General features: G+C 60.8%; 27 protein-coding genes. 5 read left to right on the plus strand and 22 right to left on the minus strand.

Annotated elements, in window-relative coordinates:
* Together OTB19_RS02420 and OTB19_RS02425 are read left to right on the plus strand one after the other, a co-directional pair.
* Positions 1-423: hypothetical protein (locus OTB19_RS02420; protein ID WP_267796250.1), on the plus strand; the 423-nt coding region annotated here is incomplete at its 5' end.
* An 11-nt stretch (positions 424-434) separates the two neighbouring features.
* Positions 435-1,289, plus strand: a complete 855-nt coding sequence (locus OTB19_RS02425) for a peptidoglycan-binding protein (RefSeq protein WP_324290497.1) — start codon at positions 435-437, stop codon at positions 1,287-1,289.
* A gap of 405 nt (positions 1,290-1,694) precedes the next feature.
* On the opposite strand, the gene OTB19_RS02430 is transcribed toward OTB19_RS02425, so the two are convergent.
* The 16 genes from OTB19_RS02430 to OTB19_RS02505 form a co-directional block, all read right to left on the minus strand.
* On the minus strand, positions 1,695-1,973 hold the full coding sequence (locus OTB19_RS02430) for a hypothetical protein (protein ID WP_267796252.1): 279 nt from the start codon (positions 1,971-1,973) through the stop codon (positions 1,695-1,697).
* Between the two features lie 296 nt (positions 1,974-2,269).
* The gene (locus OTB19_RS02435) at positions 2,270-2,821 is read right to left on the minus strand and encodes a histone-like nucleoid-structuring protein Lsr2 (protein ID WP_267796253.1); all 552 of its coding nucleotides are present in this window, start codon (positions 2,819-2,821) and stop codon (positions 2,270-2,272) included.
* Positions 2,822-2,900: 79 nt separating this feature from the next.
* Positions 2,901-3,509, minus strand: a complete 609-nt coding sequence (locus OTB19_RS02440; protein ID WP_324290498.1) for a DUF6283 family protein — start codon at positions 3,507-3,509, stop codon at positions 2,901-2,903.
* Between the two features lie 32 nt (positions 3,510-3,541).
* A complete protein-coding gene (locus OTB19_RS02445; RefSeq protein WP_267796254.1) occupies positions 3,542-3,844 on the minus strand; it encodes a hypothetical protein in 303 nt (100 codons plus the stop codon).
* 73 nt (positions 3,845-3,917) lie between these two features.
* Positions 3,918-4,256 (minus strand): histone-like nucleoid-structuring protein Lsr2, encoded by a 339-nt coding sequence (locus OTB19_RS02450; protein ID WP_267796255.1) that lies wholly within the window; start codon positions 4,254-4,256, stop codon positions 3,918-3,920.
* Between the two features lie 289 nt (positions 4,257-4,545).
* On the minus strand, positions 4,546-6,027 hold the full coding sequence (locus OTB19_RS02455) for a hypothetical protein (RefSeq protein WP_267796256.1): 1,482 nt from the start codon (positions 6,025-6,027) through the stop codon (positions 4,546-4,548).
* Between the two features lie 92 nt (positions 6,028-6,119).
* Complete coding sequence (locus tag OTB19_RS02460) at positions 6,120-6,434, minus strand: hypothetical protein (RefSeq protein WP_267796257.1); 315 nt, start codon at positions 6,432-6,434, stop codon at positions 6,120-6,122.
* A 58-nt stretch (positions 6,435-6,492) separates the two neighbouring features.
* The gene (locus OTB19_RS02465; RefSeq protein WP_267796258.1) at positions 6,493-6,810 is read right to left on the minus strand and encodes a hypothetical protein; all 318 of its coding nucleotides are present in this window, start codon (positions 6,808-6,810) and stop codon (positions 6,493-6,495) included.
* A 220-nt stretch (positions 6,811-7,030) separates the two neighbouring features.
* Entirely contained in the window at positions 7,031-7,345 is a 315-nt protein-coding gene (locus OTB19_RS02470; RefSeq protein ID WP_267796259.1) for a hypothetical protein, read from the minus strand.
* 81 nt (positions 7,346-7,426) lie between these two features.
* Positions 7,427-7,747 (minus strand): hypothetical protein, encoded by a 321-nt coding sequence (locus OTB19_RS02475; RefSeq protein WP_267796260.1) that lies wholly within the window; start codon positions 7,745-7,747, stop codon positions 7,427-7,429.
* Between the two features lie 3 nt (positions 7,748-7,750).
* Complete coding sequence (locus OTB19_RS02480) at positions 7,751-8,080, minus strand: hypothetical protein (protein WP_267796261.1); 330 nt, start codon at positions 8,078-8,080, stop codon at positions 7,751-7,753.
* Positions 8,080-8,391, minus strand: coding sequence for a hypothetical protein (locus OTB19_RS02485; RefSeq protein ID WP_267796262.1), 312 nt, complete (start codon positions 8,389-8,391; stop codon positions 8,080-8,082). Before OTB19_RS02485 ends, OTB19_RS02480 begins: the two co-directional genes overlap by 1 nt.
* A 14-nt stretch (positions 8,392-8,405) precedes the next feature.
* Positions 8,406-8,609 (minus strand): hypothetical protein, encoded by a 204-nt coding sequence (locus tag OTB19_RS02490; protein ID WP_267796263.1) that lies wholly within the window; start codon positions 8,607-8,609, stop codon positions 8,406-8,408.
* Between the two features lie 303 nt (positions 8,610-8,912).
* Positions 8,913-9,476, minus strand: a complete 564-nt coding sequence (locus OTB19_RS02495) for a hypothetical protein (protein ID WP_267796264.1) — start codon at positions 9,474-9,476, stop codon at positions 8,913-8,915.
* A gap of 1,671 nt (positions 9,477-11,147) precedes the next feature.
* Positions 11,148-11,399: a hypothetical protein gene (locus OTB19_RS02500; protein WP_267796265.1), complete on the minus strand. Its 252-nt coding sequence runs from the start codon at positions 11,397-11,399 to the stop codon at positions 11,148-11,150.
* Between the two features lie 790 nt (positions 11,400-12,189).
* Entirely contained in the window at positions 12,190-12,501 is a 312-nt protein-coding gene (locus OTB19_RS02505; RefSeq protein ID WP_267796266.1) for a hypothetical protein, read from the minus strand.
* Between the two features lie 1,608 nt (positions 12,502-14,109).
* On the opposite strand from OTB19_RS02505, the gene OTB19_RS02510 reads away from it, so the two are divergent.
* On the plus strand, positions 14,110-14,793 hold the full coding sequence (locus OTB19_RS02510; RefSeq protein WP_267796267.1) for a pentapeptide repeat-containing protein: 684 nt from the start codon (positions 14,110-14,112) through the stop codon (positions 14,791-14,793).
* Here OTB19_RS02510 and OTB19_RS02515 read toward each other — a convergent pair.
* The 4 genes from OTB19_RS02515 to OTB19_RS02530 all read right to left on the minus strand — a co-directional run bounded on the left by OTB19_RS02515 (position 14,790) and on the right by OTB19_RS02530 (position 16,912).
* Positions 14,790-15,662 carry an aKG-HExxH-type peptide beta-hydroxylase gene (locus OTB19_RS02515; RefSeq protein WP_267796268.1) on the minus strand — a complete coding sequence of 291 codons (873 nt, stop codon included), beginning with the start codon at positions 15,660-15,662 and terminating at the stop codon, positions 14,790-14,792. The two genes, OTB19_RS02510 and OTB19_RS02515, sit on opposite strands and share 4 nt — an antisense overlap.
* Before the next feature lie 91 nt (positions 15,663-15,753).
* Positions 15,754-15,918, minus strand: a complete 165-nt coding sequence (locus OTB19_RS02520) for a hypothetical protein (RefSeq protein ID WP_267796269.1) — start codon at positions 15,916-15,918, stop codon at positions 15,754-15,756.
* Positions 15,919-16,208: 290 nt separating this feature from the next.
* Complete coding sequence (locus OTB19_RS02525) at positions 16,209-16,583, minus strand: hypothetical protein (protein ID WP_267796270.1); 375 nt, start codon at positions 16,581-16,583, stop codon at positions 16,209-16,211.
* 80 nt (positions 16,584-16,663) lie between these two features.
* Positions 16,664-16,912 carry a hypothetical protein gene (locus tag OTB19_RS02530; RefSeq protein ID WP_267796271.1) on the minus strand — a complete coding sequence of 83 codons (249 nt, stop codon included), beginning with the start codon at positions 16,910-16,912 and terminating at the stop codon, positions 16,664-16,666.
* A gap of 245 nt (positions 16,913-17,157) precedes the next feature.
* Here OTB19_RS02530 and OTB19_RS02535 point away from each other — a divergent pair, with 245 nt between their 5' ends.
* Both OTB19_RS02535 and OTB19_RS02540 read left to right on the plus strand, forming a co-directional pair.
* Positions 17,158-18,003 carry a helix-turn-helix domain-containing protein gene (locus OTB19_RS02535; protein ID WP_267796272.1) on the plus strand — a complete coding sequence of 282 codons (846 nt, stop codon included), beginning with the start codon at positions 17,158-17,160 and terminating at the stop codon, positions 18,001-18,003.
* Positions 18,000-18,188 carry a DUF397 domain-containing protein gene (locus tag OTB19_RS02540; protein ID WP_267796273.1) on the plus strand — a complete coding sequence of 63 codons (189 nt, stop codon included), beginning with the start codon at positions 18,000-18,002 and terminating at the stop codon, positions 18,186-18,188. Before OTB19_RS02535 ends, OTB19_RS02540 begins: the two co-directional genes overlap by 4 nt.
* A gap of 62 nt (positions 18,189-18,250) precedes the next feature.
* On the opposite strand, the gene OTB19_RS02545 is transcribed toward OTB19_RS02540, so the two are convergent.
* Positions 18,251-19,054, minus strand: a complete 804-nt coding sequence (locus OTB19_RS02545) for a hypothetical protein (protein WP_267796274.1) — start codon at positions 19,052-19,054, stop codon at positions 18,251-18,253.
* 31 nt (positions 19,055-19,085) lie between these two features.
* Positions 19,086-19,931: a hypothetical protein gene (locus OTB19_RS02550; protein ID WP_267796275.1), complete on the minus strand. Its 846-nt coding sequence runs from the start codon at positions 19,929-19,931 to the stop codon at positions 19,086-19,088.
* Positions 19,932-20,245: the final 314 nt, after the last annotated feature.

Here is a 20,245-nt window from a genome sequence, read left to right on the forward strand (position 1 = left end):
ACCAGAAAGAACCTCGGAGAACCCGCCACCGGGACGGCCACCCGGGATACCGGCCTGCCCGAATCCGGAAACCCACCACAAAAGCAATCACACCGCGTGATCAAAGATCACGCGGTGGATCGAGGCTCAGAGGCCCCCATGACCCCAACTCAGATTTTGACGGCCGGCGGCACGCTGGCCTCCCTCGTAGCGGCCGTGGTTGTCGTCCTGGCAGCAGCACGTACTAGCTCGGCGCGCGTGTGGCGCGAGGAGGCAGAGGCTCAGAAGTCTCGTGCCGACCGACTTGAAAATTCCCTCTCCGAGATTAAGGAACGTCTTTCTCGGATTGAGGCGGAGAACAAGAGGCTGATCAGCCTCCTTACGTCTCTCGACCCTACCCGCCTTGCCGTCGTCCGGCTGGCGGCTAACCCCCAGGAGGACTAATGGCAACTCCCATGACTGCTGACCAGTTCGTGAAGGCTCTTGTAGCCGAAGGACTGACTGTCAAGGAATATAAGGACTGGCGCAACCACAACCGCAATCACAAGGGCGCGTGGGGGCCGGTTCACGGCGTGGTTATCCACCACACCGCCGGCACTAACTCACTGGACCTTTGCTACGACGGATACGACGAGCTTCCTGGGCCCCTGTGTCACACGTACCTGCATAAGGACGGCACTGCCTACATGCTGGCGAATGGCCGCGCGAATCACGCAGGGACGTTCGCGCAGAACGCGGTTACGGCGGCAGCGAATGAGTCGTCCACTCACCCGCGTCCGGCTGCAAGCGAGCCGGTAGACGGAAACGTTCAGTTCTACGGCATCGAGATTGAGAATCTTGGTGACGGAGATGATCCCTTCCCAGATGTCCAGTACCGGGCTGCGGTTCAGTGGGCTGCGGCAATCTGCCGTTTCCACGGATGGACTGCTGACAGCGTGATTGGGCACAAGGAGGGAACTCGCCGGAAGGTCGACCCTGCTTTCGACATGGACGAATTCCGCCGGAACGTTGCGGCCCAGCTCGGTCAGAAGCCGCAGCCGGCCAAGCCCACCCCGCCCAGCAAGCCAACCCCTCCGGCCTTCCCTGGTGCCGGCTGGTTCCGTCCGGGCGCGAAGAACACGTATGTCACCCAGCTCGGTCGACAGCTCATTGCCAAGGGTTACGGACGCTACTACAGCGTGGGCGCTGGCCCGACTTGGACCAACGCGGATCGATCCGCAGTCCGCGCCTTCCAGATTGCTCAGGGCTGGTCTGGCAGCAATGCGGACGGATACCCGGGCCCCGAGACGTGGCGCCGACTCTTCGCCTAGCCCTTCCCAACTCCGCCCAACCGGATCCCTGTTGAGGATTCCCACATCATGAGGTGATGCAGTATTAACGTTCTCTCCAAGCACGGTGTACGTATCTATTCGATCCTGGCTGCGGCTGTGCCGCTGGCCCTGGCGCTCTGGCCAGACCTGCCGACTGAGGCAATTCTGACCTTCGCTGCGGCCCTTCTCGGTGTCGGTGTGGTAACCGCCAGCCACGAGGACGCTAAGACTCTCAAGGCGCTTTACGAGACCTCCCCTTGGGAGGATGAGCTACGAGGCCTCTAGGCCGGATGGCTCCATGAACTGAGGCAGAGGGGTCTGTCTCGGGGTTGAGAGAACACAAAAAGCCCCCTCCCCTGACTGATGTCAGGGGAGGGGGCTTTTTGTCGTTGGCCAACTTGGGGACTAAACCTTCTTCCGAGGCTTCGCCGGCTCCATGTTCTCCTTCAACAGGTGGTAAAACTCCTTCAACACCTGTTCGGCACGTTCCTGTGCCGCTTCCAAGGAGTCATAGCGACTGCCGTAAGCACCCACACCGAAATATCCGGGGAGAGAGGTCTTCAGCGTCCATTCAGACTTTTCGTCGCCTTGCCGGGCAGTAAACAGCGCAGCCAGAGAAAAATCAGAACCGAGGCTGCCAATCCACTGCGTTGACTTTTGGGTCCACGTCAGCTTGCCACTCATGCAATGCATCCTTACTTGAACTCGACTCCTCGGCCGGTCATTTCCCACCACAGCTTTCCAGCGTACCGGGCCAATAGTGCGAGTGAGGTTGTGTTGTTCGTCCTCGTCAGGTTATCCATGACGGAGCAATAGGTGACGACCAAATCAGCGACGGTGGCCGTAGCGATGTCGCTGTCATCCGGAAGTACCCGGCCGGTGTTGTTGTGTGTGCCAGCTCCGGTAAATCGCTCGGGTGTCTTTCCGCTGGGAAACCCGCCAGTCATTGACTGCTCCTCTGTGAAGGGTCTTCTGTCAGTTTAGGCGTCAGAGCGGACCTGGAAGACGTAACGACCAAAGTCGGTGACTTCCCAGTTCCAATCCAGGATCTCCAGGTTGCGGAAACGCTGACCAGTATTTCCGAGGCTCGGACGCCTACCGCTGCTCGTCGGAATCTCCCCGAGGTACTGCCCCAACACCTTGACGTTGTTGGGGGTGAGGGCCGCTATCCGTTCGGTGAGCGTCATGTCCCTCACCTTGTTCGTACGTTCACACCCGTACGAGGTCCGCTTGTGCCAGCCCTTCGCCTCCTTCTCCGGCACGTCGATGGGCTGGTAGTGCTCCTGTGCTGCCGTCTCGGGGTCCGTGCTGCCTCGCCGGCTACGAGGCCTACCCGTACCGCCGGCCTTCCGCCGGGCAACTTCCAAGTACGGAGCGAGGAGCTCCCTCAGCTCCTGGTCGTGCTCCTGCGTCAGGTCGACCTCATACTCCACCCCGTCCAGGTGGAAGCGAACGGTGTTGATCTCTCCGGGCTCGATGGACTCGGTACCGTCCAGGTCGTCAATCATGATCAACTGCGTGATGGTAGCCATGCGTTCTCCCAGGGCATGACTGAGGCACCGCCGGTATGACGGGGCCTCAGAGGTCAGGTGTGTTGGGTTGTGCAGGTACTCAGTCGGTCTCGGCCTGCTGCGTCTGTGCGTCGACCATGGCGTCATAGGACTCATACAGCTGAGGCCAGCGCTCGTCAGGGCGGAGGGCTTCGGCCGGCAACCGGCCGACCGCAACGTCAAACCGGACAGTCAGGTTCTGGTGCCCGTCGACGGCCAGCCAGCCGGCACAAGCAAGGTCTTCGCCGGTAGCCGGATCACCCTTGTGGCAGGCGAACAGCTCCTGCCCCCCAGCAGCAGCAGCGATCATCGCCTCATGGTTCCGCGCGTCCGGTTGCGTGCTCGTTGCCCGCATCTCCTCAAACCTGCTCAAGGAGAAGCGGCCAACAGGGACATCCGTACGCCAGGGGCATTCGTTACAGGGGGCCTTTCTGTGGGGCAGTTCTCTCGCCACCCTAATTTCCCCTCCTTGCCGTGTTCCACTATTGCAATCTGGAACGCGTACTGACTTTTGAACATGTGGATTCCGTACCGGTCCGTTTGCCCAAACCGAACAAGCTTGTCCCGATACATGAGAAACAGCTTTTCTGCTTCCTCGTAGCTGTGGCTGGAATCCAAGACCTGATAGGACCGGTCCGGCCTCTGCTGAAGCCATCCCTTGCCCGGCCATCGTGCGTTCATTGCCTACCTGCTGTCAGCCACTTAGTACGCCTCACGTTCCGCAGCCTCATCAACCTCAGCGGCCTTGTTCCACTCGGACACGTCGGCCTTAATCTTCTCCTTGGCCGCTTCCTCGGTAAGTCCGTGTTCGGCTGCGAGAATCCAAACGAGTGCGTACATGATTCCTACACGCTGCGTTCGAGCAGTCTTCTGGCGAGCGGACGAAAGCGATCCCTCCCGCCTCTCAAGCCCTGCCATGTTGCAGAGGACGGATGCGTATCCTCTGCCCCACTCGTTTCCAAGGCCTTCAGCAAAGTGGCGTCGTTCGTACGGCAGGTTTCCCATGTCTCTCCCAAGCACGAAGGGGCCCCGATGATCCGGGGCCCCTGGTCCTACACGTGTCTGACTGGCTGAGTGGTCAGCCCTGCGACTTCTCGAAGGCCTCGCGGATCTCGGCCGGCACGCGGCCACGGTCGTTGACGCTGTACCCGTTGGCCTTGGCCCACGCCCGAATCTCGGCGGTGTCTCCGGCGCCGGCCGGCGACGCGGACCGCTTGCGGGCCGAGGGAGCTCCACCCGTCTTCGGCTGCTTGCGGCCTCCCGCGACGTAAGGAGCCAGCGCCTTACGCAGCTTGGCCGCGTTCTTGTCGGTCAGGTCGATCTCAAACGTCTTACCGTCCAGGCCGAACACCACGGTTTCGTCCGCCTCGCCCCCGTCGATGTCGTCCGTGAGGAGGGTGACGATCTGCTGTGCCATGAGGAACTCGCCTTCGTAAGTAAGTTGGTGGCATGCTGCCACAGGGGTCTGACACCCGGCTACCCGCTTCGGCCGGGGCCCCTTGTACGGAGTGGATAAGTTCGGCAGTTAGCCTGTCTGCCGAACCCAGTACTTACGTACGCTTTACACACGGGACCGTATCAGTCCCGCCATTCTCCTGTTGCCCACTTTCGACACAGGTTCCAGTACCTCCCGTGTACGCACCGGAGAGGCTGGGGCCTTCTGGCCGGCATAGCTGCCGGAGTCGCATTGGTCTTGGGTCTGTAGGTCATGACGCTCCGGGGTCACGGGCGGCAACCTTCTTCGCCGCCTTGGTGGTGGCCTTCTTAGCCGGCGGCTTACGCGCCGCCGGTACAGCCTTCCTCGCAGCAACCTTCTTCGCTGGCACCTTGGCGGCCGGAGCCGCGCGCTTCCTTGCCGGCCTCACCGGAGGAGCTGCCTTCGGCACGGGCACCCGGACCGCCTTCGGGGCCGGCTCCACGGTCACGGCCTGGTGGTCCTCCTCCCTGTCCTTGGCAGACAACAACGTGAAGAGCGTGGGCTTTCGTCCACCCCTCGTGAAGCCTTCTGCCGTAGTTGTGTCCTGCTTCTCTACCAGGACGTCAGGCATCTGTGCGGCCTCCGCTTCGATCTGCGCGGCGGTGAACCGAGACCCAAGGGACCTGTAGAGCTGCGTACGGGTCTGGGGCCCCTTGTCCCTCAGCACCTTGCGGATGCGCTCGTCCAGCTCCATGACCGGACGCGAGGCCAGAGCAGCCGATTCGGTGACGAGCTGCCGAACGGACGTGATGCTGTACTCCACGAAGCTTCGGGCAGCTTCGATGGCCTCTACGCTGATGGTGGTCTTTCGCATTGCTGCGGTGAGCACGCACGCCACCCGCATCACCTGTTCGTCGGAGCGTTCGACAAAGCAAGCGAGAGACTCCGGCATCTCTGCCATCTCGTCTTCATAGAACTCCCGAAGCTCGTCGTACCGCTCACAAGCTGCGTCGCTCAGTTCCATGGCCCGCTCTTCCTTACGCGCCCATTCGTAGGCCAGCCGGAGAGCGCTGGACGGCTTGATACTCTTCAGCGGGTTTTCCCGAGTCGTCTTCAGAAGCTTGGACCGCTCGACCATGACGGGCAAGATTCGATTGTAAGAGCCTCCGAGAGCCTCAACGGCGGAAATGTATTTGGCCCAAATGCCCGGCTGGATGTGGGCATGGAATCCCATCATCGGACTTTCTACGTTCTGCTCGTCCCGTTCACCGTTCTTCCCTTTCGTCGTGTTCACTACCCGGTTTCCGTCCCACGCGGTACGGAAGACGCTGGAAAACGTGGGGCACCTGTTCGTTCGCTTGAGCTGAGCGGACCACTCTTCCTCTACAACGAAGATTCGTCCATCTGGTCCGCCCTCCAACATGGCAGAATCGTGCACCGCCTCAAAGAGGGTGGTTACGAGTGCAGGCCCGGACGATATGCCCTGCCGGCGACGTACAGACAGAAAGTCTCCGATAGCGTCGGAACAGATGGCCGATGCCGTGGCCAGGGCGAAGCCCTTACGTCCGATCTTGGAGCGGCCGGCGAGAGCCGTCCAAACAACTACCGGACGCCCGTTGGGCTGGAAGACGTTTCCGCTCAGCGCTGCGGAGTACATGGAGAGCACTGCCGCGAATACGCCGATGGGGTCTGCTTCCGTATGCGGCATTGCGTCTTTCACAGCCTTGCCCAAGGGGCCGTATGCCATCAAATCAAAGCGCGTCTTTTCCACGCCGCCTCTCCCTCTTTTGTTGTGGTTGCACGCCAGTCGTAAGCGTCCATGGATCGGGCCGGCACCGCCGGCCCTCACCAAAGCAGCTCAGATCAGCTCTCGTCGTCTTCCTCAGGCCGCAGAAGCTCGTACATCTCGGCCACTGCCGACCGCATGTCTGCGGCCCTCTGCTCCGCGTTCTCGGCCAGGATCTTGTAACCCTCGTTCGTGCAGCTCGACGCATCCTGAGCAGCCATAACGGCAGGGTCTTCCTGACCCTTCTGGTACTGCTCACGCAGGCTCCGCGTACTCCCTTCGAGATGTTCCGCAGAGGCCCTGAGCGCGTCAGCGAACAACGGTTCGTTGCGCCTGAGGAACTGTTCCGTGCGGGCCAACTTCTTCAGTTCTGAACCATCGACGTACGGCATGAACTCAACTCTCCTTGTGACTAGGTCTTGTCATGCAGGTTAGTGCGCGTGAGGGCGGTTAGGGTTCGTTTCGCTCAACTGCCCATTGCGCCCACTCATTTCCTTGTATGTACCAACGCGCCCCACCCTCATAGTCATACCTCCATCCCACTCCAGGAATGAACTTCTCCTCAAACAACCAGTGGTAGGGCACACACTTTGCCTCCTTCACCTCCTCAGGGTTCAGCACCTTGCCAATGACCCCGTAGACCGTGGAGGAGTATCCCCCGGGCCAGTTCCTCGGCTCCTTCTCGATAAGTACGCGCATTCCGTGGACCAACACCACGTCACCGATGCGGATTTCGGACGTGTTCACGTACAGAACTGCGACTGTCACTGTGCACCTTCCGTGCGAGCTATTCGGTATGCCTTAACGGCAACAGCGTTGAGCGCCCGTCTTGCCTGACTCGGTCCGGCATAGGCCTGCGAGACCGGCCGTACGTTCTGAAAGACCTGGAGCAGGGCGGCCATACGGGCCCCGCATGAGGACAGTTCAGCGGCCTTCTCCGCCCCTTCCGTGATCTCGCGCATGTCCTGCGCCCATCTCTGCATCTGGCTCACTCGGCAGCCCCGTAGCACTGCTCAACCGGGATGCCCTCTTTAGCTGCTTCCTCAATGCACCCCTCCGCGCTCTGTACAAAGAACCGGAGGGCCAACTCACGTGCAGCCTTTCGACTCTCCGCGTACGAGTAGTCGGGGTGTCGAATGGGCACCAGGTTCTTCGCGGCCATGAGATACATGGATTTGTCAATCCGCATGAGCGATCCGGCCTTCCTCTTACGGCTCGGAACTTCTAGATATTCCTCACCCACGATCAGGCCTACAACTCGGATTCCGAGGGTTGTCCCGTCCGAAAGCGTGTGTTTTGTCATTACGTCCCCCCTTACCGGCCCCAGTGACCGGGCACAGCCGGCCGGCCGCGCCGAAGCGCGTACGGTCGACCATGCCCAGCACTAGGACGCAGAGCGCCAGTCACCCCAGCGCCAACCCCCGTGTTGAGACAAGTAGGTTGCGCACCGGATTGCGTCCCGGTCCCACTCGGTTTCCTCAAGGGGGATCAGCGTTAGAACACGTGTGGTGAGTGCGTCGAGAAACGAGTCAGACGGGGTGGCGCTGGGAAGGACCGCCGGAAGCTCCGCGCGGTAGACCGCAACGTCTTTCAGGCTCTCGTGTTCCTTGAGTACGAACTGAATGTCTCGCTTGCCTGCCGTCCACTCGATACGGGCGAGGAAGTAGGGGGCGATAGTGCCAATCGCCAGATGCGTGTAATCCATAGGTCAGATCTCCTTTCTGAAACTCTCAGGGCTGGGAATGTCGGCCTCCAAATCCCCTGCCCTCCAATCGAGATAGGCGGTACGCCACATTGCAAAGCCTTCCGGGTCGCGGGTGTCCAACTCCCGCGCGTAGGCCTCAAACTTCGGCCGAAACTCGGCCGCTTCGTCCACGGTGGTCGGTCGCACCGTTACGCCGGCTACGCGGATGGGTGCCCCCGGGGTTGCCAGGTAAGCGGAGCCCATAAGGTTGAGCCGAAGTGTCTGCAAGGTCTGTCGGAACTGACCCTTCAGCGGCCCGTCTTGATACTTGAACTGATCCAGGTATCGGCTCATCAAACGTCCTCGCATTCCTTGTGCAGGTTGACCGGCTTCGGTCGCTCGTACGGGTCGATAGGCTCTCGGCCGGCCCGCTCGTCGTAGGACAACCAGAGTTCGAGCCGTTCCCACTCTCGGTAGAACAACTCAGTGATGTTTAGGGGAATCTCCGACAGAGTGAAGATGGACGTACGCCGGTACCAATCCCGAAGCGGTTGCCCTCGGTAGAAGTCGACGTTCTCCCCTTCCGCCCTACGGATGATTCCGGGGAGGTAGACCCCTTCACCCAACTTGATTGCCGCACGTCCGTTTCCGGGTGTGTAGACCATGGATGAGCCTCCTTCTAGCGCGCTTCGGCGCGAATGACCTGGTTCGGGTGGATGTCCTCAACCAATCGGCCCGACACCTGGACGGACAGACGCGACCCGATACCCACAAGGGGACCGGCCAAGATGTCTTCCCCCTGGATAAAGGACACGTGCACGCTGCTGCCACTTCCGCGATGCAGCGCGCGAAGCGTCTGAATGCTGAACAGAGCCTCAGTCACTACCCCTCCATTCAGAGCCCTAGGGCATTCCTAGAAGCTCGACACCAGAGGCAGGCGCAAGTGTGCCCCTGTCTCTGATATCCGGCCGCTAGGCGCGTATCACGCGCTCTCTGTGCTTGTGGGTAGGGTCTTCTAGTTCCCAGTCCCCATGACTGGCGCAATAGGTCGTTGATAGGAAGCGCGTGTTTCCGTACCGCTCCATATCGATCCAGCGGGTAGCCCTGGTTCCGCACACGTGGCAGGCGTACGAGCCGTCAGGCAGCGTCTTGAAGTGCTGGACGCTGCCTTTAGTCGTTCCCTTGCTCACGCGGCTACCGACTGCCGGCCGGCGTACTGCTCATTGCGTATGTCGTTGTAGATGAGTCCCGTAGGCAGACCCGCGAATGATTTCTCCGGCAGGTACGGGAAGGACTCGACTTCCCAACCAGCCATCTGCTCCCGGTAGAACGGGAGGGTGGTAAGCGTGTTGTACGCATCCTCAAGGGAGTACCCGTCAACAACGCAGAACCACGGTCGTTCACATTCGTCTATCTCAAGCGCCACGGTGAAGGGCCCGAAGTCGCCTTCAGTGCTGGGCACCCAACGCTTTCCGTCCCTCACCATGAGCGGAAGTTCTTCCGTGATGTACTCCGCTTCCGCCTCTCTAACACGCTGAACGGTGGCACGGAAGTCATGCCGCCCCAAGCTGGCCGTGACTACTACCGCCTGCCGCGAATACGCAGGCGTACGTACACACGTGACACGCACCATCCCGTCATCCATAAGGGCCACATCTTTTGTGATCAGGACGATTGAATTCCCGAGGATGAAACGCACACGCTTAATGGCCTTGTTCAGAATGACTTTGTCCGTGCTGCTGTCCTTCATTGCATTGCCCCCTTACCTCCACTCACCATGAGCGGATATGGCGAGCGCGTGTGCTGCTTAGCCTTCACCACACGCACCACCAGAACCGTTCTCAGAAGCTGACAGGGGGGCGCGTATCGCACGCCCTACAGGGATTGCCCGGGTTACAACACTCCTGAAGAGAGGTCACACAGCCGCTCACCCGCATTGCGTACCGGGTGACGACTCCATCCCGCAGCAGCCGGCCGGCCGCCGCTTTGAGTGCTCCGCGTTCTGCGTACGCGGTTACGTCCAGGATGTGAACCACAGCACCTATGGAGCTGACGCACTCGACTGTGAACACCCGTTGTAGGTACGCGTGACGCGTGTTCTGCTGGTTCGTCCAGCATCCGCAGCGAAGTTGTCTGAGGCCCTCGGTTACCTCCCGAAAGGCCCGGTCCCTCTCGGCTCTTCCCGCCAACCACAGTGAGCGAGCGGACGCATCTACTGTCATCGGGTCACCCTCCTAACCTGCACTCGCTAGACCACCTAGAGAGGCACGGAGGGACACAGCGCGCTTAGCCTCGCGCTGTGCCCAACCGGTGCGCCGCTACGCGCTCTTACGGAAGGTATACGGCCCGGATAATGACCATGAGGTCAACCGTGTGGACCACATCGCACGCTTCCCAGTGGTTGACCTGAGAAAGGTTCACGACAGGTACCCCACCAAAGTTGGCGTTCCAACACGTGACGCAACCGCAGTTCTCGTCAAACGGCTGAGGGTTCGCAATGTACTGGTCATTGTTGTAACTCACGGTCCCGTTCTCCCAGACGTTCCCAATGACCATGTCTCCCTCGGCCACGTCTGCCGCACGTACCACGGTGGCGAACTCGATTCCGACGGGAATAGGAGCGTGCTCCCCATCATCGAACGGGTACGGAGGCAGGCTGATTTCAATCTGTGCCACTGAATGCCCTTTCGTGTGCTTGCCAGCCTTTCTAGCAAGGCTTGGAAAGGGACAGCGCGCTTAGCCTCGCGCTGTACCCAACCAGGCCGCTCTAGCGGCTACGCGTATAGGAACCCGTCATCTCCCATGTAGAGCTCAAAGGCCCCGCATGCACGAGCGGCGACGCTGAGAATGGTTCCCGCAGGCTCCGGCCAGTCCCCATCCCAGAAGCCGGCCCCGTGCCCGTTTCGGGTAAGCCAGAAGTCATGCCCTGCGTCAGACTCGCGTCCCCCGAAGTAGGTACGGGCCGCATACTCGAATGCGGAGCAATCGTTGAGCATTCGGGCCCTAGTAAGGGGGGACAGATCATCCATGGTCGGAGGGGTGTCCCGCGTCCACTCCTCCGAGTGCTGAACATCTGACAGAGCGGTACTGATGTACTGCGCTTTGAATTCGTTAAGTTCCACGGCTTTGCCTTTCTTGCCTGACTGTCGGACGCAGTAGACAGAGGGAGACACAGCACACCTAGCCTTGTGCTGTGTCCCCGTACTGACGACTACGGCTTGACGCAGAGGTGCCCGTTACCGTCCTCAAGGACGTAAGAGCCGTCCTCGTAATACCGAGGGGCACACAGTGCAGTCAGAAAACCATCATTGAACGTTGCCACGGGGTCGACGTCCGGACGGGCGTTCATTCCTGCGGCCAGCCCAACAAGCAGACTGGCCACGACCGCGAAACCGGTGATTATCTTCATTAGCTGTGCCCCCTAGTGCAGTGAGTTGCAGTGCTTATCGGGGTCACCCATGCGAGTGCCCAGCTTTCGGAACTGACTGGGAAGGAGTTCCCCACTGACCTTGAGAGCGGACAGAAGCTCGTCTATGTCCCACCCCTCGTAGTTCCACATGGACCCCTTGCACTCCTCCCCAATTTCGGGGAACCACTCTCCGAGTGCGTTAGCCATGTGTTCTTCACATGCCGTGTAGTCGGCAGGCTCGTAGTAGAAGAACCGTTCAGCCATTACGCTTCCTCCGTCCGGATACCGCCGAGCGGCCCCCGCTCGATAATCCGGCACGGATAGTCAAACGGACTGCCGTCCGTACCGAACTCCTCGGCACGCGTCCAGTTCTCTTCCGAGTAGGGATACAGGGTGGCACTGCATTCGTCGTTGTAGACCGAAACGCAGTAGTCCCGGTAGTGCTCTCGCGCAGACTCCAAACTGGGATGCCTGGATAGGTCGAGACTGCCCCCGGGGAATGCGTTCTGCCCCAGGTACATAATCCAGCGGTAGTCAGCCACGACGGTTCCCCCTGTAAATGTCACCCTCCACATAGGTGATAACCGAGCCATCGGGGGCGCGCATGGCGTAGTAGCTGTGCCACTCCGCCCAAATCTGCGTCCACCCCGCGTCATTCAGCGAATCCCACACGCTGTAGTCCCCACCCGAGCCAGCAAAGAACCCGTCAGCCGCTATGGACTCGTGCCCGTAAGGGTTCCTCTCCGCAGACAGAATGCGGATCACGTCATCGGCCCTACCGGCCGTTTTCAGCTCATCCAGTTGGGCCCGTACGACTGCCCAAAAGTTGTCAGCCACGCTAGTTCCCCTCTCCTACTCCATTGCGTCTCTCGCATTGGATGAGAGGGTCCATGAGCCACCTAGCCTTGACTCATGGACCCGACACCCCTACGAAAGTGCTACGCGTCCCAGTGCCGGTATTCCGACCTGTGAACGTAGATCACTTGGCAGTGCCTACCGTCCGCATAGAACTGATCTATACGGGTGCAGGTAGGCCCGTGGTGAATCTCGTACGTCATGCCGCTACCTCCTTGAAAACAGGAGTCACGCGGATGTTCACGCCGTTCACCAGGGCATAGCCCGTGCGGTAGATGTCCACGCGGGTACGCTGGCAGATTCCGAGATGAGCTATCGACTCAGCGAATGCCGTGACCGTGCGAATCATGTTTCCCCACGCCAGTACCTCATAGACGAACGGCGTACCGCCGTCCAAGATGCTGACCTGAAAACGGTCATGGCTGATGTACTCCCGATGGAACGAGAAGTCTCGTACCGGGATGGTTCCGCGCTCACGCTTGCTTGACGAAACCTCAATGGCCGTTGCCATTACTCCCCCTAGGGAATCGCTGTACGGCCCCTCAGGGCCCTTGCAAGTGCCTAACCGACACTCCCCCCGACTCACGCACTTAGAGACCCGTAGAGACGCACGCAGATTGGTTGGGTGAGTATCAGTCACCTTGACCACTGGGCAGGCTTGCTAGGTCAGTGAGTGTGTGAGCCGTAGGCATTGCAGGTTGGTACTCCTCCCGTACGTCCCGGAAGGTGGCGTGAGGGTCAAGGCGCCTCAGATGGCGCCATAGGGGAATGTGCTGCGATTCACGCAATTCGTTCTCTTTGGCCACACTATTGAGTTCTCAAGGATCAGTCAGTTCCGCATCACCCGTCCGTATTCACGTCCGGAGCACTGCGGCTAGTGCCTCTCATTCACCCGCCCTTTGCGCCTATTCAGCGTCTCGGCGTGAACCCCGTTTCCGCCTGCCCTTAGGGCCGGTACTCCGGGGCCGCTCTGCTGCGGTGCGGCTGGTTGAACAATCCGATGAAACGCAGACCCCGGACCTAAACGCAACTTGTCGTCATCAGGACGAGAACATGCCATGCACGCACACACGTAAAGAGAACACAGCATGTCAGCGCACTATCGCTAGCTCAGGGATAGGACATAACCGCTCATTCTCACCCTCAGACCTAAACGCAACTTTTTGCCTGCCCTTGGCCTAGGCAAGGGGTGAGCATTACTTAGATGGGTGCATATCGGGCAGGCTCTTGACCATTTCATGGGTGAGCACAGAAAGGGGCAATGTGACCCATACCGGTATATGCAAGGTTGTTGCATAATTGCTTATGACGGTCCATCAGGTGTCCAATACGCACACCTATTACCTATATGTGGGTGAGGCGGGTCACACAGAAAGTCCACGCACTCAACAGGAGTCGTGAGGGTGGCCGAAGAGAGGCAGTCAGGCAGGGTGACCCACCCCTAGGGCAGTGCCTATCTCGCAGGCAATTGCATCCCCCGAAATGCACTCCTATCCCGCCCGACAATGAGGCATGGAATGGAATAGGTGTTCTTGCATCATCCTCTGAGGTGGCAACAAATACCCGGACGCATTCAGATGTTGTTACCACCTCACCCCTTGATGCAATAACCCACACCCCTATAGGTGGGGGTAATATAACGCGAATACTTCACAGGGACCGCAGGGGGCGCCTTCCTGCGATCGTGTACGGGTTTCATCATTCTCGGATGAAGTCGGGTCTGTGAGCCGGCCTGTGAGGCCCTCCGGGCTCTTCGCCCACCCAAGGACACCTAAGAGGCTCTTTTGGGCCCTCCAAGGGCCCTTCAAAGGGTTTTTGGGTCCCCGCGGGAAGCTCTAGAGGGTCTCGCCAGCCTCCGAGATACTGCATCAACGGCTGAGGTAGCAACATTAATGTCGTCTCGATCACATCGGTGTCCCGAAGTGGCTGAGAGGACAGGTACCTCTATCTATGCAGGGGCTCTTTAGCCCCTGCCTCAGGTCTCTTCACAGCGGATGTCCCAGAGTCCGCGCCAAGGCGGACTCTGCGTATGCTCCTAATTTTCGAAGAACCTGACAGAGCCTGGTCTAGCCGATACTCTGGCCATGGTCTGTTGTGTGCTGCGAGACAAAGGGCAAGCATGGCAAAGGGAATCGTGTCTCAGGTCGTCCGGATCAAGGCGCCGGCCAAGCCGGTAATCTCCGAGGGGCTGAGGCTGGCCGATCTGGAATCTGATCTTCTGGAGGAAGACGCAATGCTGAAGGGCCTCCGATTCGACGGAGGCCCTTTCGTTGGAATCGGCGCAGAAGTATTTGAAGCTGTCGGCTGCCGCTTCGAGAACTCCCGATTTACAGGAAGTCGCCTAGAGCGAGGACAGTTCAGCGATTCCGTGTTCAATACATGCGATTTCTCGCAGGTGAACGCGCACGATGTGTCTCTCATCCGGTGCGAGGTAACAGGCAGCCGGATTACAGGCTCATCCTGGAAGGCGGGAACGTTCCGAGACGTACATTTCTCCGGCTGCGTTATCGCCCCGGCCATGCTGCGGCAAATGAAGCTCTATGCGGTCACCTTCTCGGACTGCAAGCTTGTCGGTGCAGACTTCCAGGGGGCAGAGTTTCATAATGTCCGGTTCGAATCCTGCGATCTCACGGGAGCGCAGTTCGCGAATATCAAGATCGGCACAGCGCGTTTCGATTTGTGCACTCTCGCTGATATCGGCGGGGCAGCAAGTCTAAAGGGGGCCGCTGTACGAGGCCCAGGCGCCATGGAGTTGGCTCTGAGCCTCGCACGTGAAGCCGGCATTCGCTTCGAGGACTACTAGGCAGCGGCGCGGGCCGGCGCGTAGCTGGCGTAGCCCGGTTCAGAGATGGTGCGGGCCGCGTGGGGGAAGTCGATGTTCTCCCCCCACGCGGTCAGCTCGTCCAGGAGCAACCGGCCGTAGGGCGTGAACTTCTCGCGCTGCTTCCGAAGGTCCGCGCAGGCGTCCTTGAGGGAGGCCGTATAGAGGTCCACCAGCGTGGTTTCGCCCTGATGGTCCTCCATATACATCAGGGGGACCGTCACGGCTGCGGCGTGGAACGCCTTGTCCAGCGGCCGGCGCTGGCCGATCTTCACGGCCGAGAGCGCACGGTGCTCGTCGGCCTCCAGCTCCACGGAGGTCAGGTAGAAGGTGCGATGAACGGCGTCGCCGAGGAACAGGTTGAGGTGCAGGCCTTCGTGTACGAGGCACATGGCGTAGTCGAGCGTGGTCCAGGTTGCGCCAGGGCTCATGACGACCAGGCCGGGAAGCTGGGAGGCCGACCCACCGCCGTCCGTACCGGAGTTCAGTACGACGACATCGGAGACCATGAAGTCAACCATGGTCCGAAGGTCCGGATTGATGCGCCTGATCAGGCTCAGGGCGTCGAGGATATTGCTGTCCCACGCCTCGCGGGTGGGGCCGTCGGTGGGGCCGGCACCCCGGAAGATGTGAGGGAAGACGCCGTTCTCGGCACAGTACCTAGCCCAGGTCCCATCTTCGTAGGAGATGTTCAGGCCCTCGTGGGTGATCGGCATAGGCCGCAGTTCGGGAGCGGAGATCGCAGCGCGGTAGGAGCTGGGCAGCTCCTCCAAGGTGGGCGCCTTTCCGGTCATGGCCTGCACGAAGCGGGCCGCGTTCTGGTACGTGTGGCCGATGTTCATGAAGTGCATGGGAGCTCCTGCCTGAGGGCGATGCACGTGCCCGGAGGGATATCCCTCCGGGCACGCTTAGGGCTTTAGCGCACACGCGCTAGGGGGTTGTTCAGGCGACGTCGGAGACCCAGCCGCCCATCATGGCGTTGTTGGTGTCGGCCTGGGCCCGCTCGACGTTGTTCCGGACAGCCGCGACCTGCTCCGGGGAGTCCTGAGCCACGCCGGCCACGAGGCCGGCGAAGGCCTCGCTGTTCGTCTTCAGGGTGGTGTTCATGGTGAACCTCCAGTAGATGGATGGGTGTTGGCTTCCGCCCCATACGGGGCGGGTTTTCGTGATCGCTCCAAGGAGGAGCTGTTCTTCACTCCTTGGCTCCACGGCTTCCGGGATCGCCCGAAAGGTCTGTCTCCACCCCCGCGCCGTGGGGGAACGAATAGCGGGGGTGGAAGTTTGGTCGGAGCCTGGCAGGCCGGTACTGCCCACCAGGCCCCTTGGTGGCTCAACCCTCAGGGGCGGGCGAGAGGGGAGCCGGCTCCCCGCCGGAGGAGGGCGGGGAGGTATGGGGTTCAGAGCCGGCGGTAGACCTTCTCTTTCGCGTTCGCTGACCGTACGCGGCCGTTGTCGAAGATCAGGGAACGGCCGTTTCCGAATCGTCCACGCATATCTACGATCTTCCGTAGCCGGCCTTCAAAGAGGGCAAAGTCTCCCACCCTCAAATCAATCTGCCGCATGTCGTCGTGAGGAATCGTGCCAGGGGGAATCGTGAAGGGTTCACCCGAAGGGCGTTTGATGGCTGCCGGTTTCCTCTGGAGAGCACGACAGTTCTCATTGGCTGCGAGCCATGAACCGCCCGCGTTACGGAGCTTCATCAGCCCTGCGGGGTAGATCATCTCTACTACGCCGTTCTCGCGACGGCTCGTGTCGTAGACCTTCTGACGCACTCTGAACATGTGGATCAGCCTTTCACTGTCCGTTCGTTGCTAGTTGATCCAGATGCACACGAGCAGGAGAAGGCCGCAGACTACGAGCGCTTGGCTGGCAGCAACGGCCGCCCATCGGAGCCGATAACCCGAATCGTCCGCCCAGGAAGAATTGTTGCGGCCTCGTCCGGGCTTGCGAGGAAACATGCATCCATCCTTGCCCGCCAAGGGGTCTTGCCTGGCGGTCGTACTAGCGTCAGCTCGGCTCGGTCCTGGTGGACTTCCTCCACCTTGCCGATCAAGGCACGGTCCGAGTCCTTGACCACGTCATTCTTCTTGAAGGTGGTCACGGCCGGAGAAGGTCACGCCAGGACCAAACCGAAGGGGCCTGCCGGCTCATGGGAGCGGTGTGGTACCCGAACCCAACTCCGTAGTCCGTCCAACGGCTGGGGGGCCTACTGATCTGCCGGCCCTCGGTCGGTGCTGCTCTGGGGCTCTGCTTCCCTACCATGTCGAACCCTCCGCCATCGGGTTTGTTCGTCTGAGGCATGAGTTTGTCGTCAACTGGCTAGCCTGAACAGGTAGATCAACGTGAGTGCTGAGATCCCGCAGAAACAGGGGTAGTAGCGTGGGGCGACCGCGTAAGGAGCTGGACCGGACGACACCGGCCGGCTTGCTAGGAGCCAAGGTCAGAGACCTGCAAGACCTCCGGGGGCTCACCCCGGCGCAGTTAGCTGCGAAGCTTTTCATCTCAGAAAGTCGCCTCATCAAGATCCAGACGGCCAACGATCCACCGAACAAGGCCATGGTCGAGCGGCTTACGTCGGCCCTGGATGCGGGCGATGCTCTCATGGAGCTCTACCCCTTGCTGAGGAACGCGAGCTTCAAGGACTACGCCCAGCCGTTCCTTGCCAAGCAGGCCAAGGCGAAGACGATAAAGGAGTTCTCTCTCCTCATTCCCGGTCTGCTCCAGACACAGGCCTACGCCGCAGCCCTCATGCGGCTTGGTGATCCTGAGGGACTCGAAGATGAGATCCGGGCTGCTGCTGAGCGAAGGTACGAGCGGCAGGAGGTCTTGGAGGGCCCTGATGCCCCGTGGCTGTGGGTCGTGCTGGACAGAGGGGCCCTAACCAAGGTGATCGGTTCGCGCACCATCATGCGCGATCAGATGGAGCATCTACTCAAAGCGATTCAGATGCCGAACATTCACGTTCAGATCCTCCGAGCTGACTGCCCCACAGTCGGTGGGTCGATTAGCGTGCTCACCTCACGCAGCGGCGAGGTCTCTGCCTACACGGAGGGCTTCGACGTTGGGAGGTACATGCAGGACGTTGAAGACGCAGAGCGGTTTCAGAGGATCTATGATCAGCTCCACGCTGAGGCCCTACCGCCCAGCAAGTCAGAAGAGTTGATCCGGGAAGCACTGGGGACGTACACATGATCACGCAGCCTGCTTGGCGCACGAGCACGTACAGCGGCCAGAACGACAACTGTGTCGAGGTTGCCAAGAACGTTCCCGGAGCTGTCTTCGTCCGGGACACGAAGGACCACGAGGCGGGATCGTTCGCAGCCTCGCCGGCCGCCTGGTCCTCGTTCATGGACTTCGCCAAGGAACAGAGCATCTGAGACACTGAGTGCAGACGGCCCCCTCTCTCTTAGCCTGAGAGGGGGCCGTCGTCGTGCTCCGGTCAGGTGCTCAGCACGTCTTGCATGTACCTGGTCCCGGTTGCTGGGCTGACTCCCAACAGCGCCGCCAAGCGGCCTCCAGTCACCTTCTCGCCGCCGGCCTCCAGCTCCCGGGCGGCAGCCTTGATCTTGGCCGGCGGTACGGCCTTCTTGGGGCCCTTCCGGTTCACCTGAGGCTCATCATCGGCGGCAGCCATCTCCCTCTCAGCTTCGGCCATGACAGCCGCAGCTTCGTGAAGCGTCTGAGCGGCAGCCTCACACAGGGCGGTTGCCCCAGTGCTCACGTGGTCGTACTTCTTGATGAGCGACTCCGACCCGGAGATGAGTGAGTCAGCCGTTTCGATCATGAAGGCCTGAAGCAGTCGCCTCATGTCGTCCATCTCCTCAGAAGCCGTCCGCACCTGAGCGGGGGTCTCGGCCATGTGTACCAGGTGAGCGATCGTGAGCGGCGGTACGCAGGACACGGCCACCACCAGGACGGCAGAGGTGCTCATGTAGTTCTGCTCAATCAGGTGGCTGATCGACTGAGCAGACATGGCCAGGATGAGGGCCATCAACGAACCGATGAGTGCTGTGAGCTGCCCCGGCAGCTCCATCTTCCTGCGGTAAGCGGCGATGGCTCCGGCAGAGAGGGCGTAAACGGAGAGGCATACGGGCATGGCCGGCGCGTAGTGCGCGGACCAACCTGCGGTCCTCGCAAGGGCTACCTCCCCAGGTATCGAGAGGTACAGGGCCGCCAGGCAGGCGGACGGGATACCCACGTACAGAATCCCCTTGAGGTACCAGGGCAAAGCTGAGCTAGGCATGGTGCTGCCTTCCAAGTAGCGAGGGGGAGTTTCAGGCGTGCTTGCGGCAGTCACGGCATACGTCAGCCGTGACACCGAGGCGGAAGGGCCGGCGGCACTCCGAGCACTGCGAGCGCGTCACCTTCTGTGCGGGCTGTGAAGCGTGCACCAGGGCTGTAGGCGGCTCGGGGCGGTGCTCCTTCAGGCGGAAGGTCACCAAAGCTGCGGCCGAATCGATGGAGGCCGGCAGGGCGCGACCGAGGGCCGTGATCACTTCCATCTCGTGGAAGCCCTCAGACAGCCATGCAGCCGCCAGAGGGGCAAGCCGCTGCACCTCGGTCGGAGTGAGGCGAAGCCGACGTTCGTGCTGTCCGAGCTTGGCGAGGCACAGCACGGCTCGACTGGCTACGGCGTCAGCCGTGCCAGGAGTCTTGTCGGTGGAAGAGGGAGAAATCTCCCCCTCCTCCTTGCTGCTGTCGTCAGCCCTGCCGGCCTGCTCCTCAGAGCGCGGCTCAGGGAGGAGGTCATTTCCCTGCGGTGCTTTTCCCTTGGGATAGCCGCCGACGCTCCGAGGGGCCGCCTCTCCGACCGTCGCGACCTGGTCGGTCGGCTGGTCCGAGACGGATGTGAGGGTGACCCATCGTCCGGTCTCCGGGTCCTGGACCCGAGCCCTCTGAACGTAGCCAGCCTCAACCAGCTCGTTCATAGCGCGGCCGACCACTCGCCGGCCGTTCGGAACTCGGGAGGTCACTCCCTCTACCGTGGACTTGTTCACATCAGGTAGGGAGAGCAGTCGAACAAGCAGCCCCACCGCCTCAAGGCTGAGCGTTGAGGACCGAGCGATTACGTTGGGAATCTGGACATAGGCACGGGTGTGCCGGGTACGCTGGACGTGCATCTAGAGTCCACATCTCTAGGTGTGCTTCCCGTCAGGCTGCTACCTGACGGGGCCCCCTGAGGCTGCTACCTCGGGGGGTTCTGCTTTGGACCGTAACGCAACTTTTTGAAGAAGTCGATGGCCCGCCTCCAGGGAGGCGGGCCGGCTGTGTTGCTCGCTGTCAGGTGGCCATCTCAAGGCCAAGAGCGTCCGCCAGATCACGCAACGCTTCGTTGGAGAGCTGCGGGGCTTGGGACACCTGAACCGAGATCCAGGCCTCTAGGAGGTCATCCATACCTAACCCTTCCTTCTGTGAGCAGGCCCTGAGCTGCGGG

Source organism: Streptomyces sp. H27-H5 (assembly GCF_026627505.1).
GTDB lineage: Bacteria > Actinomycetota > Actinomycetes > Streptomycetales > Streptomycetaceae > Streptomyces.

Coding starts and splice junctions, on each gene's coding strand:
- OTB19_RS02545 (WP_267796274.1), bottom strand. CDS start 19,054: ATGCCTAGCTCAGCTTTGCCCTGGTACCTCAAGGGGATTCTGTACGTG.
- OTB19_RS02430 (WP_267796252.1), bottom strand. CDS start 1,973: ATGAGTGGCAAGCTGACGTGGACCCAAAAGTCAACGCAGTGGATTGGC.
- OTB19_RS02475 (WP_267796260.1), bottom strand. CDS start 7,747: ATGGATTACACGCATCTGGCGATTGGCACTATCGCCCCCTACTTCCTC.
- OTB19_RS02440 (WP_324290498.1), bottom strand. CDS start 3,509: ATGGCCGGGCAAGGGATGGCTTCAGCAGAGGCCGGACCGGTCCTATCA.
- OTB19_RS02445 (WP_267796254.1), bottom strand. CDS start 3,844: ATGGGAAACCTGCCGTACGAACGACGCCACTTTGCTGAAGGCCTTGGA.
- OTB19_RS02520 (WP_267796269.1), bottom strand. CDS start 15,918: ATGAACACCACCCTGAAGACGAACAGCGAGGCCTTCGCCGGCCTCGTG.
- OTB19_RS02450 (WP_267796255.1), bottom strand. CDS start 4,256: ATGGCACAGCAGATCGTCACCCTCCTCACGGACGACATCGACGGGGGC.
- OTB19_RS02500 (WP_267796265.1), bottom strand. CDS start 11,399: ATGGCTGAACGGTTCTTCTACTACGAGCCTGCCGACTACACGGCATGT.
- OTB19_RS02425 (WP_324290497.1), top strand. CDS start 435: ATGACTGCTGACCAGTTCGTGAAGGCTCTTGTAGCCGAAGGACTGACT.
- OTB19_RS02470 (WP_267796259.1), bottom strand. CDS start 7,345: ATGACAAAACACACGCTTTCGGACGGGACAACCCTCGGAATCCGAGTT.
- OTB19_RS02515 (WP_267796268.1), bottom strand. CDS start 15,662: ATGCACTTCATGAACATCGGCCACACGTACCAGAACGCGGCCCGCTTC.
- OTB19_RS02505 (WP_267796266.1), bottom strand. CDS start 12,501: ATGGCAACGGCCATTGAGGTTTCGTCAAGCAAGCGTGAGCGCGGAACC.
- OTB19_RS02540 (WP_267796273.1), top strand. CDS start 18,000: ATGATCACGCAGCCTGCTTGGCGCACGAGCACGTACAGCGGCCAGAAC.
- OTB19_RS02550 (WP_267796275.1), bottom strand. CDS start 19,931: ATGCACGTCCAGCGTACCCGGCACACCCGTGCCTATGTCCAGATTCCC.
- OTB19_RS02480 (WP_267796261.1), bottom strand. CDS start 8,080: ATGAGCCGATACCTGGATCAGTTCAAGTATCAAGACGGGCCGCTGAAG.
- OTB19_RS02485 (WP_267796262.1), bottom strand. CDS start 8,391: ATGGTCTACACACCCGGAAACGGACGTGCGGCAATCAAGTTGGGTGAA.
- OTB19_RS02510 (WP_267796267.1), top strand. CDS start 14,110: ATGGCAAAGGGAATCGTGTCTCAGGTCGTCCGGATCAAGGCGCCGGCC.
- OTB19_RS02435 (WP_267796253.1), bottom strand. CDS start 2,821: ATGGCTACCATCACGCAGTTGATCATGATTGACGACCTGGACGGTACC.
- OTB19_RS02460 (WP_267796257.1), bottom strand. CDS start 6,434: ATGCCGTACGTCGATGGTTCAGAACTGAAGAAGTTGGCCCGCACGGAA.
- OTB19_RS02495 (WP_267796264.1), bottom strand. CDS start 9,476: ATGAAGGACAGCAGCACGGACAAAGTCATTCTGAACAAGGCCATTAAG.